General features: G+C 44.8%; 7 protein-coding genes. 6 read left to right on the top strand and 1 reads right to left on the bottom strand.

Going from position 1 to position 16,157, the window contains the following annotated elements; translation table 11 throughout:
- Positions 1-12: 12 nt before the first annotated feature.
- Positions 13-2,277 carry an acyl-CoA dehydrogenase family protein gene (locus ZOBGAL_RS11210; protein WP_013993723.1) on the bottom strand — a complete coding sequence of 755 codons (2,265 nt, stop codon included), beginning with the start codon at positions 2,275-2,277 and terminating at the stop codon, positions 13-15.
- Positions 2,278-2,396: 119 nt separating this feature from the next.
- Here ZOBGAL_RS11210 and ruvB point away from each other — a divergent pair, with 119 nt between their 5' ends.
- From ruvB to sov, 6 genes are all read left to right on the top strand, one after another.
- The gene (ruvB, locus tag ZOBGAL_RS11215; protein ID WP_013993724.1) at positions 2,397-3,419 is read left to right on the top strand and encodes a Holliday junction branch migration DNA helicase RuvB; all 1,023 of its coding nucleotides are present in this window, start codon (positions 2,397-2,399) and stop codon (positions 3,417-3,419) included.
- Between the two features lies 1 nt (position 3,420).
- Complete coding sequence (gene queG / locus ZOBGAL_RS11220) at positions 3,421-4,341, top strand: tRNA epoxyqueuosine(34) reductase QueG (RefSeq protein WP_013993725.1); 921 nt, start codon at positions 3,421-3,423, stop codon at positions 4,339-4,341.
- A gap of 122 nt (positions 4,342-4,463) precedes the next feature.
- Entirely contained in the window at positions 4,464-5,789 is a 1,326-nt protein-coding gene (locus ZOBGAL_RS11225) for an MFS transporter (protein ID WP_013993727.1), read from the top strand.
- Positions 5,790-5,902: 113 nt separating this feature from the next.
- On the top strand, positions 5,903-8,200 hold the full coding sequence (locus ZOBGAL_RS11230; protein ID WP_013993728.1) for an NADP-dependent malic enzyme: 2,298 nt from the start codon (positions 5,903-5,905) through the stop codon (positions 8,198-8,200).
- A 55-nt stretch (positions 8,201-8,255) separates the two neighbouring features.
- Complete coding sequence (gene ruvA / locus ZOBGAL_RS11235; protein WP_013993729.1) at positions 8,256-8,837, top strand: Holliday junction branch migration protein RuvA; 582 nt, start codon at positions 8,256-8,258, stop codon at positions 8,835-8,837.
- 5 nt (positions 8,838-8,842) lie between these two features.
- Positions 8,843-16,018, top strand: a complete 7,176-nt coding sequence (gene sov, locus ZOBGAL_RS11240) for a T9SS outer membrane translocon Sov/SprA (RefSeq protein ID WP_013993730.1) — start codon at positions 8,843-8,845, stop codon at positions 16,016-16,018.
- Positions 16,019-16,157: the final 139 nt, after the last annotated feature.

Below are 16,157 nucleotides of genomic sequence, written 5' to 3' on the forward strand. Positions count from 1 at the left end.
AAGAATACTTTTCTACTGGGTAATGGGTGCCGTCATGCAGTGCTCGGGTATGCCAAAGCCGTCGACCAAAACGCCTATATGGGGTCTTAGCTCGGTGCATAGCCGCTCTACGCGCTGCCGTATGGCCTTTGATTTCGTTCCGCCGATATAACCTTGTTCCAAGTACCATTCCGCATCCTGCCTGATGGTATGAAGTGCGTGGAGCGTGCCTAGTTTCTGAAAGAGTGTACGGTTTTTGTCGTCCTCGATGTCTTGGATAAAATCAATGAAGGTGTTATAGGCCAATTCATTGCTGTAGGCCTTGCCCAATGCCAAAAGGTGGGTCTGCACTTTTAGGAAGGCTTGATAGGAAGGTACCCCTTGTTTTATGTAGTCACGGATGCGCATGGCCAGGGTGTAGGTCAGCCGTCTTGTGCGATACTCCAAGGCGTGTTTGTGAAACTTTGGATTGTACAAGTGGTCTTTGTCTACCTTGTTGGAGTATATCGGGTTAATCGTCGTTAGCTTGTCGTTGATCTGCATGCCCAATATTTTTAGTACGGCCGAAAATCCTGCGCTATTGAATTCCGATTTGAAATCGGACAACACCCCTTTTGCCGCCAATAAAAGAAGAACGGTATTGTCGCCTTCAAAAGTGGTGAAGATATCCACGTCGCCTTTCAGGTCGGCGATTCGGTTTTCAAGAAGATAGCCTTTTCCGCCACAGGCTTCGCGACATTCTTGAATGCTGTCGTTGGCGTACCAGGTGATGATCGATTTTAAGCCTGCGACCTGGGTCTCTACCTTTCTTTTGTCCGGTTCTGAAGGGTCGCAATAGAGCTGCATCATCTTATCAAGGGTTACGTGATATACATAGGCGCTTGCTACTAACGGCGTTAGTCGTAATTGGTGGGAGGGGTAATCCATTAATAGGTCTTCCTGTATTTTAACGCTGTCATTGAACTGTCTTCTTTTTAGGGCGTGTTTGATGGCTACGGCCAGGGCAAATTTCGCCCCTCCGAGTCCTGCTCGGGCGACGCAAATTCTTCCCCCTACCAAGGTGCCGAGCATGGTAAAGAAGCGTTTGTTCGGATTTTTGATTTCGGAATAGTAAGAGCCGTCTTCCTTGATGTCTCCATATCTGTTGAGTAGGTTCTCCCTGGGAACGGCAACTTGGTCAAACCATATTTTACCGTTGTCCACCCCGTTGAGTCCTAGTTTGTATCCATTATCCTCTACGGTTACCCCAGGCAGAAGTTCGTGCTCCTTATTCCTAAGTGGGACCAGAATGGCGTGAACGCCTTCGTTTTTTCCGTTAACTATGAGTTGGGCGAATACCGTGGCCATTTTAGAGTGCAGGGCATTGCCAATATATTCTTTGTTGTCGTTTTTGCCAGGGGTATGGATTACAATCTCGTCGGTCGCTTTGTTATAGGTTGCGGTGGTTTTTATTCCACGCACATTGGAGCCGTGCCCCGTTTCCGTCATGGCAAAGCATCCTAAGAGTTCGGTCTTTCCTGTCTTTGTAAGGTATTGGTCGTGATGTTTTTTAGTGCCTAGTTTTTGTATGCTCCCACCGAATAGTCCGAATTGAACACCGAATTTGATAGATAGGCTACCGTCGGCGAACATCATGTTTTCGAACATATAGGCATAACCTTCCATGTCATCGGTGCCTCCGTAGGCCTCTGGGTATGCCATGGCCCCATAACCCTTATCCGCCAAAAACTTCACTTGCTTCAAGACGGTTTCCCTGAATTTTTCTTTGTTACGATGTACTTCCCATTTAAAAATGGGGTCGGCCAATGTCTTTCTAAAGCTATCGACTACCGTGGCGTGCTTTCCCTTTAAGATCGTATCGATGGCATCGGCACTGTAGAAATCCGAAGTAGATTTGTGCACTACCTCCACGTCAAAGAGGTGGTTGTAATGGTTGGGTTGAATGCCCAATTGTATTTCAATGTGTTTCAGTTGGTCGTTAAACGGGCACTCTTTCTTGTAATGACATACTATTTTTTGACTAAAGGAGGTCAGGGGATAGGTTTCGCTTTCGGTCAATTTTACGGAGGAATTCGAAATGGTCCGTTTCCATTTTTTTAGTTCCGAATTGGCTGGGGGATTATTGGTGTTGAGCCATGTAAGCAACTGCGCACGACTCCTTTCCGATAGGGAGTTATCTGCATCTATAGCATTTTGTACTACGTCGATTTCAGACGTCGTAAGTAGGTCGTCGGACCAGATGACATAGAAAAAGGGAATGTACTGAAGTATTTCTGAGGAGTAAGTGGAGTCTTGCATAGAATGAAATTACGAAAATTATTTTCACGGTAAGATGGAATCCGACCATTTGGAAAACGATGTATTCCCCTTGTAAAGTATAGTGGGCTTGTTTCTTTTTCCATTATCTTTGTTTTGATATGAACGAGTACCTAGACCCCGTAGGGGAGAATTTTACCCCAGAGGAATTTGATATAGAAAGAGCCTTGCGCCCCATAAGTTTCGACGATTTTACGGGGCAAGAACAGGTCTTGGAAAATTTAAAGGTTTTTGTAGAGGCAGCCAATCAAAGGGGTGAGGCATTAGACCATACCTTGTTTCACGGTCCACCGGGACTTGGAAAAACGACTTTGGCACATATTCTGGCGAATGAGTTGGGGGTGGGGATAAAGATCACCTCTGGGCCAGTACTCGACAAACCTGGTGACCTGGCCGGCCTGCTTACGAATCTCGAAGAGCGCGATGTGCTTTTTATCGATGAGATCCATCGGTTGAGCCCTATTGTCGAGGAGTACCTCTACTCGGCCATGGAAGATTATAAAATAGATATTATGATCGAAACGGGCCCCAACGCCCGATCGGTTCAAATAAATCTAAATCCCTTCACCTTGATAGGGGCTACTACCCGCTCGGGACTATTGACTTCGCCTATGCGCGCCCGATTCGGCATCCAGAGCCGCTTACAGTACTATTCAACCGAGCTGCTCTCTACCATTGTAGAGCGTAGTGCCGAAATATTGAAGGTGCCTATTAGTCAAGAGGCCGCCATAGAGATTGCGGGCAGAAGTAGGGGGACGCCCAGAATCTGCAATGCCTTGCTCCGTCGTGTACGCGATTTTGCCCAGATCAAAGGGAACGGGACGATAGATATGGAGATTTCTAAGTTCAGTCTAAAGGCATTGAATGTCGATGCCCACGGATTGGATGAAATGGACAATAAAATTCTTTCCACCATCATTGATAAGTTCAAAGGTGGTCCGGTGGGAATTACAACCTTGGCCACTGCAGTTTCGGAAAGTGCCGAAACCATTGAGGAGGTATACGAACCTTTTTTGATACAACAAGGCTTTATCATGCGTACCCCACGTGGGCGTGAAGTTACCGATTTGGCCTATAAACACTTGGGAAAGCTTAAAGGAGGAGTACAGCCCGGGTTGTTTTAATATGGACTCCAAGGCGAAATATTCAGAACTTATAAAAACCGAAGCCAAACGCCTCGGTTTTTTGTCATGTGGTATTTCCAAAGCCGATTTTTTAGAGGAAGAGGCCCCGAGACTTGAAAGCTGGCTCAACAATAATATGCACGGTGAAATGTCGTACATGGCCAACCATTTTGATAAGCGGTTGGATCCGCGTTTGCTGGTAGATGGTGCCAAGTCCGTTATTTCCTTATTGCTCAATTACTATCCCAAGGAAACGCAAAAAGAAGATACGTACAAAATATCGAAGTACGCCTACGGGCAAGATTACCACCACGTCATTAAATCGAAGTTGCGCGAACTGCAGAATTTTATGACGGAGCATATTGGTGAAGTCGGGGGCAGGGCCTTTGTAGATTCCGCACCGGTACTCGATAAGGCATGGGCCGCTAAAAGTGGTTTGGGGTGGATCGGTAAGCACAGCAATCTACTCACCCAACGTGTAGGTTCGTTTTATTTTATAGCCGAACTTATCGTCGATGTCGATTTGGAATATGACCACCGGGTCACGGATCACTGCGGAACCTGTACTGCCTGTATCGATGCATGCCCAACGGAAGCTATTGTTGAGCCCTATGTGGTCGATGGCAGTAAATGCATTTCATACTTCACTATTGAGCTTAAAAATGAGATTCCGACCGAGGTTAAGGGTCAGTTTGACGATTGGGCCTTCGGTTGTGATGTGTGCCAAGATGTGTGTCCATGGAACCGTTTTTCCAAACCCCACCAAGAACCGCTGTTCGACCCCCATCCCGAGCTATTGTCCATGACAAAAAAAGATTGGGAAGAGATTACCGAAGATGTATTTCGAAAGGTGTTTCAAAAATCGGCGGTCAAGCGGACTAAATTTTCTGGTTTACAACGAAATATCAAATTTTTGAAGTAATAGAGGGGGCGGTCCTCAAACCTTAGAGTTGGCCAACTTTTGAAAATTCCACTAAAGTTCTTTCGGGCCGAAGATATATTGTGTTATCTTGTTAGGTAGTTTTTGTACCAAACCTCCTTGTAATGCACTTGATAAAAAAACCAAGCTTAAGTTTTTGGCAGATTTTTAATATGAACGTTGGCTTTTTGGGCATTCAGTTCAGTTTTGGCCTACAGCAAACCGCTATCAATCCTGTTTTTTTGTTCTTGGGGGCGTCTGAAGATATGTTGCCCATTTTGAATATAGCGGGTCCGGTTACGGGTCTGGTCATTCAGCCTATTATCGGGGCGATATCGGATAAGACTTGGTCTCCCCGTTTTGGTCGTAGAAAACCTTTTTTCTTGATCGGGGCCATTATTGGCAGTCTGTGTTTATTCGCATTTCCACTTAGTCCCGCCTTATGGTTCGCCGTTGGCCTACTTTGGATTTTAGATGTGGGGAACAATATGGCCATGGAACCCTATCGTGCCTTTGTAGGCGATAAACTCCCCGAAAAGCAGTTGAGTCTCGGGTATCAAATGCAAAGTCTGTTCGTGGGAGCGGGTATTGTTTTGGCCAATGCTTCCATTTTCTTGTTTCAAGATTGGTTTGGGGGCGGCGATGTTGCCGATGTGGCAGGGTCTATTCCGAAATGGTTGTACTATTCCTTTTTTATAGGGGCCTTTTTATCGGTAGCCACTATTCTTTGGTCCGTATTGAAAACGCCGGAGATTCCGCCAACGGAAAATGAAATGAGGGAAATAAAGGAGCATAATGCACTGTCCTTCGTTCAGCGTTTCAATATGCCTTTCGTGGAAATATCCAAGGCAATCAAAGAAATGCCTCCCTTTATGTGGAAGCTTTCCGTAGTTTATCTTTTTCAGTGGTATGCACTTTTTGTGTATTGGCAGTTTATAACCCCTTTGTTTATGCATACCATGGGGTTTGATCTTTCCGAGGCCGCCGCCCAATCGGCAAAAATGAGTACTACCTACAATATATCTACCATGGTCGTGGCTTTAGCTTTGGTACCCTTGGTCCTTAAAATCGGAAGCAAAAAGGTTTATGCGGCCAGTTTGTTAGGTACCGGTTTGGCACTGTTTGCTATTCCGTATATCTCCGACCCTATATACGTCTTATTGCCCATGGTGTTTTTTGGTATAGGCTGGGCGGCTATGATGGGTATACCTTATACCATGGTGTCTAAAATCGTACCGCAAGATAGGCGGGGGGTTTATATGGGCATTTTGAATATGATGATCGTTATTCCCATGGGGATAGAGACCCTTACTTTCGGACCTATTTTTAAAAGTCTTTTAGGGGGCAATGCGGTTAATGCCATTTTGTTCGCTGGCGTGTTTTTTGTACTTGCCGCTGTGTTTTCGCTGCGCTTGAACGTAAAGGGCGAAAAGGAAGAAAAAATGGGCTAGTTGAGATGTTTTCCCTCTTTAATATGGCTAAATCGTAGAAATTTATACGCTTAACGGGCTACACATATCCGAAGAATACCCTTAAATTTGTCTCCTTAAAACAGAATAATCCTATGGGCAATCAAAAACAGAGAAGGGAAGCGTTGATCTATCACGCGAAACCACAGCCTGGTAAAATAAAAATCGTTCCTACAAAACCTTATAGCACCCAACGTGATTTGGCTTTGGCCTACTCACCGGGTGTGGCAGAACCTTGTCTTGAAATTGCAAAGGACAAGGATAACGCCTATAAATATACCTCAAAGGGGAATCTTGTAGCCATTATCTCGAACGGTACGGCCGTTTTGGGGCTGGGTAACATTGGGCCCGAAGCGTCAAAGCCCGTTATGGAAGGGAAAGGTTTGTTGTTCAAGATTTTTGCCGATATCGATGGTATAGATATAGAAGTTGATACGGAAGATGTAGACGAGTTTGTGCAGACCGTTAAAATGATCGCCCCTACTTTTGGTGGAATCAATTTGGAAGACATCAAGGCTCCTGAAGCTTTTGAAATAGAGCGAAGGCTTAAAGAAGAACTCGATATTCCGGTAATGCACGATGATCAACACGGTACGGCCATCATTTCTGCCGCCGCATTGTTGAACGCCCTCGAATTATCGGAAAAGAAAATAGAGGACGCACGTATCGTTATCAGTGGGGCCGGAGCTGCGGCAGTATCCTGTACCAAACTGTACAAGGCTTTTGGGGCCAAGGCCGAAAATATTGTTATGCTAGACAGTAAGGGGGTCATTAGAAAAGATGCCGAGAACCTGTCTGCCTCTAAAAAAGAATTCGCGACCGATAGGAAAATAAATACGCTTGCCGAAGCTATGGTCGATGCCGACGTGTTCGTCGGTCTTTCCATTGCGAATATCGTTACTGCCGAGATGTTGGAATCAATGGCCGAAAACCCTATCGTCTTTGCCATGGCGAACCCCGATCCAGAGGTAGATTATGACCTGGCCGTTAAGACGCGTAAAGATATTATTATGGCTACGGGACGTTCGGACCATCCGAACCAAGTCAACAACGTACTCGGTTTTCCTTTTATTTTTAGGGGAGCCTTGGATGTGCGTGCCACGACCATTAACGAAGAAATGAAAATGGCTGCCGTTAAGGCCTTGGCCGAATTGACCAAACAACCGGTACCTGAGCAGGTGAACATTGCCTATGGGGAAACCAGGTTGACTTTTGGTAAAGAATATATAATACCTAAACCTTTTGATCAACGTCTGATTTCGGAGATTCCACCGGCCGTGGCCAAAGCGGCGATGGATAGTGGTGTGGCTAAAAATCCTATTGAAGATTGGGACCGTTACAGAGAGGAGCTTTTACAACGATCGGGGAATGACAATAAGGTGGTGCGTTTGTTGCACAACCGGGCTAAAATGAATAAAAAGCGTATCGTCTTTGCCGAAGCCGATCATCTTGATGTGCTTAAGGCGGCTCAGATCGTTCACGAAGAGGGTATTGCAGAGCCTATTCTCTTGGGAAGAAAAGAGATCATTCTAGAGCTGAAAAAAGAATTGGATTTTGATGCCGATATAGAAATCGTTGATCCTACGTCCAAAGAATTTGACGAAAAGCACATACGTTACGCTACCAAATTCTGGGAAAGTAGAAAGCGCAGCGGTACGACTCTTTACAGTGCTAAAATAAGAATGCGGGAACGCAACTATTTCGGGGCTATGATGGTACTCGAAGGTGACGCGGATGGAATGATTTCCGGCTACTCAAGGGCGTATCCGACAGTGGTGAAACCAATTTTTGAAGTTATTGGTCGGGCATCGAACGTGAAGAAGGTGTCTACGGTCAATATTATGATTACCGATAGGGGGCCGTTGTTTTTGGCCGATACTTCTATCAATATTGATCCAAATGCCGAAGAGATTGCCGAAATAGCCCAAAACGCGGCCAACGTAGCGTCTACCTTCGGTTTTGAGCCTGTGTTGGCTCTCTTGTCTTACGCCAACTTTGGTTCATCGAGCCATCCCCATGCCAAAAAGGTTAGGGAGGCCGTTCGTATTTTACATGAAAGTAATCCTGAGCTTGTGGTAGATGGTGAGATCCAAACCGATTTCGCCTTGAACAAAGAGTTGCTTCAAAGTCAGTTTCCGTTTTCTAAACTAGCGGGCAAAAAAGTCAATACTTTGATTTTTCCAAATCTAGAAGCGGCGAACATAACGTATAAATTATTGAAGGAATTAAACCAGGCAGATAGTATTGGTCCGATCATGGTCGGGCTGAGAAGGTCGGTACATATTCTTCAATTGGGGGCAAGTGTAGATGAAATGGTGAATATGACCGCGGTTGCCGTTATAGATGCCCAAGAACGAGAAAAAAGAAGAAAGGCCAAGGCTCAGGCCAAATAACAACTATTGTCCGGCTGTAATAGCCGGACAAAAATAACCCCAAAACCACCCGAACATGATCACGCATCTTAGAGGAAAACTTGTAGAGAAGAACCCGACCTATGTCGTAATTGAATGTGCAGGGGTGGGTTATTTTGTCAATATTTCGCTCAATACCTTTGCCAAGGTGGGCGACTCTGAGAGTATAAGTTTGTTCACCCATCTACAGGTGAAAGAAGATTCTCACACCTTGTTCGGGTTTGCCGAAAGATCGGAACGCGAAATTTTCCGGCTTTTGCTTTCGGTTTCCGGTATTGGATCAAGTACCGCACGGACCATGTTATCGTCGTTGGAGCCCGCTCAGATTAGGGATGCCATTGCCAATGGTGACGTGGCCACGATTCAATCGATAAAAGGTATCGGGGCCAAAACGGCCCAACGCGTAATTCTCGACCTACGCGATAAGATTCTAAAAGTGTACGATATAGGTGAAGTTTCCGCTGCTGCGAACAATACAAATAAAGAAGAAGCGTTATCTGCTTTAGAGGTTCTTGGCTTTGTAAGAAGATCCGCCGAAAAGGTAGTTGATAAAGTACTTGCCCAAGACCCCTCGCTCAGCGTAGAGAATATTATTAAACTTGCGCTTAAAAATTTATAACAAGTTTGAAAACAGGGGCCAAACTATTTCTTAAATCAACATTTAAGCTTACTCTCCTATTTTCATTTTTGATTGTTTCAACGGGAATAACCTATGCCCAGGAAACCGAAAATGAAGATAAGGAAGAACAGCAGGTGGATTCCGTAAAGACGGGTTTTTCTTTGGGTAAACTCAAAATGGAAAACCCTGAAAGTATTGTTAGTAAATACGAGTACGATCCCAATTTGAATATGTACATCTATTCTGAAAAGGTAGGTGATTTTGATATTGGATACCCTGTGATCTTAACTCCTGATCAGTATTACGAGCTGGTGCGCCAAGAGGGTATCAAAGATTATTTTAAGGAAAAATCAGATGCCTTTGCAGGTAAAAAGGAAGGTAGTGAAGAAGCTCGAAAAAACTTACTGCCCAACTTTTATGTCAATAATAATTTCTTTCAATCCGTTTTTGGAGGCAATACCATAGAGGTTATTCCACAGGGTTCCGTCGCGATGGACCTTGGGGTCATCTGGCAGAAGAACGACAACCCTTCCTTATCCCCTCGAAACCGTACCAATCTATCCTTTGATTTTGATCAGCGTATCAGTTTGAGTATGCTGGGTAAAATAGGGGAGCGATTACAGGTAACGGCAAACTACGATACCGAGGCTACTTTCGATTTTCAGAACATTGTAAAATTAGACTATACGCCCACCGAAGATGACATCATCAGGTCTATTGAGGTAGGTAACGTAAATATGCCGTTGAATAGTTCGTTGATCACCGGGGCACAAAGCCTTTTTGGGGTTAAGACACAACTGCAGTTCGGTAAGACCATGGTGACCGCGGTATTTTCCGAACAACGTTCACAAAACAATACCGTAGTGGCCCAAGGTGGCGGTACCGTTAACGATTTCTCGGTTTCGGCCCTACAGTACGACGAAGACAAACATTTCTTTTTAGCCCAGTATTTTAGGGATAACTACGATGCGGCCTTGGCCAATTACCCGTATATCAAGAGCCAAGTCCAGATTACGCGTTTAGAGGTTTGGGTGACCAATAGAAGCCAACAAACCTTGAATGTCCGTAATGTTGTCGGTATACAAGATTTGGGGGAGTACGATCCCTTGGTGGCCGGAGAGGCCAAAACCCGAATTTCACAAAATGCCCCAGCGCAATTCTTTAAATCCAATACATCGGGTCAACCGAACCAGTTGCCGCGTAACAACGCCAATAATTACGACCCTAGCCTTATAGGTAAGGGTGGAGCGCTTACCCAAAGTATTCGCGATGTGTCTACCATAGAACAAGGTTTCAATATAGCGGGATACCAGCCGAACCAGGGTTTTGATTACGCTTACCTGGAAAATGCACGGAAACTGGAGCAGGGAAGGGACTTTCAATTTAATGCCCAACTGGGGTACATTTCCTTAAACCAACGTTTGAGCAATGACGAGGTTTTGGCCGTGGCTTTTCAATATACCTACAACGGCCAAGTGTATCAAGTGGGTGAGTTCGCCAACGGTGGGCTAGATGCCACTACGGTTTCAGGGGCCGTCGATAATCCTGTAATCAATAACAATACACTGGTTTTAAAACTACTGAAAAGTAATATCACCAATGTTTCGGATCCTATTTGGGATTTGATGATGAAGAACATCTACGCTACGGGCGCCTTTAGGTTGAGCCAAGAAGATTTTAAGATGAATATTCTTTATTCGAACCCCACGCCACGAAACTATATTACGCCAGTAGAGGATTTTCCGAACCAAACGGATGGGGGGAAACCTTTGCAAGAACGTATACTGCTAGAGATATTTAATTTCGACAGGCTTAATGTCTATAACGATATACAACCCGGAGGTGACGGTTTTTTCGATTTTGTACCGGGTATAACGGTAGATACGGAGAACGGACAAATAATTTTTACAAAGGTCGAGCCTTTCGGGGAATACTTGTTCAACCGTTTAGGCGGGGGGGATTACAATGCTGAAAACTCCTATAACGAGAACCAGAAAAAATATGTTTTTAGGGATATGTACGAGCTGACGAAATCGGCGGCCTTACAGAATCCTGAAAAGGATAAATTTATTCTAAAAGGAAAGTATAAGTCGGAAGGAAGCAATGGTATACCCATTGGTGCCTTTAATGTGCCAAGAGGTTCCGTTCGGGTTACTGCTGGAGGAAGGCAATTGCAAGAAGGTATCGATTACACCGTGAATTATCAAGCGGGTACGGTACAGATTCTTGATCCTAGTCTGGAAGCTTCCAATACCCCTATCAATATTTCCGTAGAGAACAATGCCGTATTCGGGCAGCAAACACGTCGGTTTACCGGGGTAAACGTAGAGCATCAGTTCAATAAGAACTTTGTTCTGGGCGCAACTTTGTTGAACCTGAACGAACGCCCTTTGACACAAAAGTCCAATTTTGGGGTTGAGCCGGTGAACAATACCGTATTTGGGATCAATGGAAACTTTTCCACTGAAGTCCCCTTCTTGACCCGACTGGTCAATAAGCTTCCCAATATAGATACCGATGTACCATCGAACCTTTCGGTTCGGGGTGAAGTGGCCTGGTTAAAACCGAATTCGCCTAAAAATGCCGATTTTGAAGGCGAAACCACGACCTATTTAGACGATTTCGAGGGAGCTCAGGCATTGATCGATATTCGTTCCTCCTTAGGGTGGACCCTTGCCAGTACGCCGCTTGAATTTTTAGATTCGCCTACCCAGAAAGGTCTCGAAACCGGCTTCAATAGGGCAAAAATGGCGTGGTATACCATAGACCCCATATTCTATACCAACCAAAGACCATCGAGTATAAGTGACAATGATATTTCCACCAATGCCACGCGAAGAATATATATCGATGAGGTATTTCCTAAAATAGAACAGGCACAAGGGCAGACGCGTCAGCAGACTACACTTGACTTGGCTTACTATCCTGAGATGAAGGGGCCTTATAATGCCAATCCGAATTTTCAGACCGAATCGCCCAACGATAAATGGGGTGGTATAATGCGCTCGTTGAGCAGCACGAACTTTGAGCAGGCCAATGTGGAGTTTGTTCAGTTTTGGGTTATGGATCCCTATCTTGACGGTACGGCCACAAGCGAAGGTGAGCTGGTGTTTAACCTTGGTACTATTTCCGAAGATATTTTGGCCGATGGGTTAAAGCAGTACGAAAACGGATTGCCGATAAATGGTGAGGGTAGTGTAAAACCTGAAAATCCTATTTGGGGTCCTGTTCCGGCAACCCAAGCCTTGGTCTATGCATTTGATGTGAATGAAGAGAGCCGTGCTCAACAAGATGTTGGTTTTGACGGTTTAGACGATGCGGCCGAAGCGGCTATTTACGGCAACGAAAACCCTGAGGATCCCGCCTTGGATAATTACGAATATTTCTTGCAGCGCGACGGAAGTATACTGAATCGCTATTTGAACTTTAATAACCCACAGGGCAACTCACCGGTACAGGTAACCAACGATAATAGGGGGTCGACCACTTTACCCGATGTTGAGGATATGGACCGTGACCTGACCATGAACACGGTGAACAGCTATTACGAATACCGTATTCCGATCAAACCGAATACGACCATTAACGATAAATACGTTACCGATATTCGCGATTCATTGGTGCTTTCGGGCAACAGGATTCCGAACGGAAGTACGGTGCGTACAAGGTGGATCCAATATAAAATTCCCTTAAGTGACTTTACGGCGGCCGTTGGCGGAATCAACGATTTTAGGTCGATCAGCTCATTGCGTATGTATATGACCGGTTTTTCTAGCGATGTGCTTTTGCGTTTTGCTACCCTTGATTTGGTACGTGGTGATTGGCGTACCTATGTGAAGTCGCTCGATAAGGACGATCCCGATGCAACGGATGATGCTACTACCTTAGATGTAAATGCGGTTAACATTCAGGAAAATGAGAATAGGAGTCCTATTCCCTATGTTTTGCCTCCGGGAGTACGTCGTGAGCAACTGAACAATAATAATACGATCATTCAGCAAAACGAGCAATCGCTTTCTTTTGTGGTCGAAAACCTTGAGCCTAGAGATTCGCGAGGGGTGTTCAAGAACCTTGATATAGATATACGTCAGTACGAGAAGCTGAAAATGTTCATTCATGCCGAAAAGATCTTGGAAACGGATACCTATAATGTGGAAGAACCTTTGGTCGGTTTTCTTAGGATAGGAACCGATTTCTCGGAAAACTTCTATCAGTTGGAAATTCCCTTGGAGTTTACGCCTTTTGGGTCTAGCTCTGAATCTGCGGTTTGGCCCGATAACAACCAAATGGAAATTCTATTGGCGGACTTGAACAAGGTGAAGTCGGTTTGGATTTCCGGAACGGATTTGAGTGAGATTAGATATTTTGAGGTGGTCAATGGGGAAGTGGTTTCCGTAAATGAATTTGCTCCAAGAACACCGGGTCAATTGCGTATCGGTATTCAGGGTAACCCTTCTTTGGGAAGCATCCGTAGTATGATGGTGGGGGTGAAAAACGTAAGCGATTTTCCGGCCCGTGGTGAAGTATGGTTCAATGAGCTTCGTTTGGCCGGATTGGATAACGAGGGAGGATGGGCCGCTTTGGCCGCCGTTGATGCCAATTTTGCCGATTTTGCGAATATCTCCGCAACGGGAAGTACAAGTACCTCCGGTTTTGGCGCCATTGATCAAATGCCGAACGAGCGTGCCCGTGAAGATGCCATTTCCTATGATTTGGTAACAAACGTAAATATAGGTCAATTGCTTCCTAAGAAATGGGGCATTCAAATACCGTTTAACTATGGGGTGTCGGAAGAGATGATAACCCCTGAGTTTGATCCGGTTTACGACGATTTAAAACTCGAGGATAGAATTGCCGTTGGCGACGATCCGGATGCAATCGAAGAGCAGGCGGAAGATTATACAAAGAGAACAAGCATCAACTTTATTGGGGTGCGTAAAGATAGGGGGGAAGAGGCCGAGGCCAATTTTTACGATATCGAGAACTTTACTTTTAATTATTCCTATAACGAAACCAATCACAGGGATTTTGAAATAGCGGCCTTGGAAGATAAGAACGTTGCCGCCGGCTTTGTGTACAACCATAGCTTCAAACCCGTGGAGGTAGCTCCTTTTATGAAGAACGATTCGTTGTTTACCAGTCGATATTGGAGGTGGTTAAAGGAATTGAACCTTAGTCTGCTGCCTACAAGCGTATCTGTAAATTCCAATATAGACCGACAGTTCAACCAACAGCGTTTTAGGGATGTCGTTGAAGAAGGGGTAGATAAATTAGATTTGCCGACATTGCAACAAAGAAACTATCAGTTCAATTGGCAATATGCGGTCAACTACAGTCTTACCAAGTCGTTGCGCTTGAACATGACCGCGAGTAACAACCATATTGTACGTAATTATTTTGAAGACCCTTCCGATCCTAACTCTGCTATAGATGAAACCTTGGGGCTTTGGGATGGCTTCTGGGATTTAGGTGAGCCGAATCGGCATGCCCAGCAGTTGGAACTCAATTATGATCTTCCCTTCAGTAAGATTCCATTGCTTGATTTTATAAATTCACAATACAGCTATACCAGTAACTTTGATTGGCAACGTGGCGGTGATGCATTGAAGGAAGTAACGGGAAGGGATATCAATACGGTGCAGAATGCCAGTACCCATAATATTACGGCCAATTTGACCATGCAAAAGTTCTACGATATGATAGGACTTAAAAAGCGCAGTGGGAAGTCTAGTGCCAGTAAGGCTCCGGTACGAAAAGATAAGGCGGGCAACCCGGTTTCGGATGGCGAGAAGACCAAAAAGAAAAGTAGTGGGCTGTTCAATACGGCAGTAGACGTACTCACCATGGTGAAACGCTTGAACGTAAACTATAACGAAAGTAGGGGTAAGGTGCTGCCGGGCTATACCCAGTCGGTCGGCTTTGTAGGGTCGTTGAGACCGTCTTTCGGTTTTGTGTTCGGTAGTCAGGCCGATGTACGGTTTGATGCCGCAAGAAAAGGATGGTTGACCGATTTTGGTGAGTTTAATGAGCAGTTCGTTCAGAATGTAAACCGACAATTGAACATTACGGCCACCGCACAGCCTATTAAAGACCTGACCATAGACTTATCTGCCGATAGACAGTTTTCGAATAGCTATCAAGAGAACTTTAGTGTTACGAAAAATGCGAACGGTGAATTCGAGTACAATAACCTTTTAGGGAACGATTACGGTAATTTCAGTATCTCTACGGTTATGATCGGTACGATTTTCAATAAAAGCGATGAGTTCGATTCAAAGACTTTTGAACAGTTCAAGCAAAACCGTATTACCATCGCCAACCGCTTGGTGGCCGATCGGGGAGAAAATTTGGTAATAGATCCCGATACCGGCTTTCCCGAAAAATACGGAAAAACACAACAAGACGTATTGCTTCCGGCCTTCTTTGCAGCCTATACCGGGCAAGATGCCGAAAGGGTGAACCTAGATGCTTTCCGTCAGATTCCTATTCCTAACTGGAACTTGAAGTATACGGGACTTATGCGAAATAAGTGGTTCAAGAAGAAATTCCAAAGATTTTCACTTAGTCATGGCTATCGCGCGGCATATAGTATCAATTCCTTTCAGACCAACCTCGAGAAAGTCCAGTTGGAAAATGATGGCTTGCCTGCCCTAGATCCGGAGACAGGGGATAGAATGTCTGACCTTATTTTGAACAACGTGGTCTTGAACGATGAGTTCAACCCCTTGGTGCGTGTTGATTTCGAAATGAAAAACTCGGTCAGTATCTTGGCCGAAATGAGAACCAGCAGAACCTTGGCGCTTAGTTTCGATAATAATTTAATGACCGAAATGAACGGTAAGGAATATACCGTCGGACTAGGTTATCGTTTTAAGGATGTGAAGTTCGTGACCAACATAGGAGGGAACAAGACCCGTTTAAAAGGAGACTTGAACTTAAAGGCGGATGTTACCTTGAGGGACAACATTACTATTATAAGAAACTTGGATATCGACAATAACCAGATCACCTCGGGTCAAAACTTGCTATCGATTAAGTTTACTGCGGATTATGCACTGAGTAAAAACTTGAACGCCTTGTTCTTCTATGATCATTCGTTCTCACAGTTTGCCGTTTCTACCGCTTTTCCGCAGACCACTATAAATACCGGCTTTACCTTAAGGTATAATTTCGGTAACTAAAGAAGGTGAGCTTCTATTTTGATTGGATTTTCGGCACCGCTTGAAAGGTATTGGCGAACCCTTCTAAAATTACTTGTCAACTTCATCTCGTTTTTTTGAAAACTACTTCAGAAAACTTTACATTTGCTTCCATAAAAAT

The sequence above is a fragment of the Zobellia galactanivorans genome, from assembly GCF_000973105.1.
Classification (GTDB): Bacteria; Bacteroidota; Bacteroidia; order Flavobacteriales; family Flavobacteriaceae; genus Zobellia; species Zobellia galactanivorans.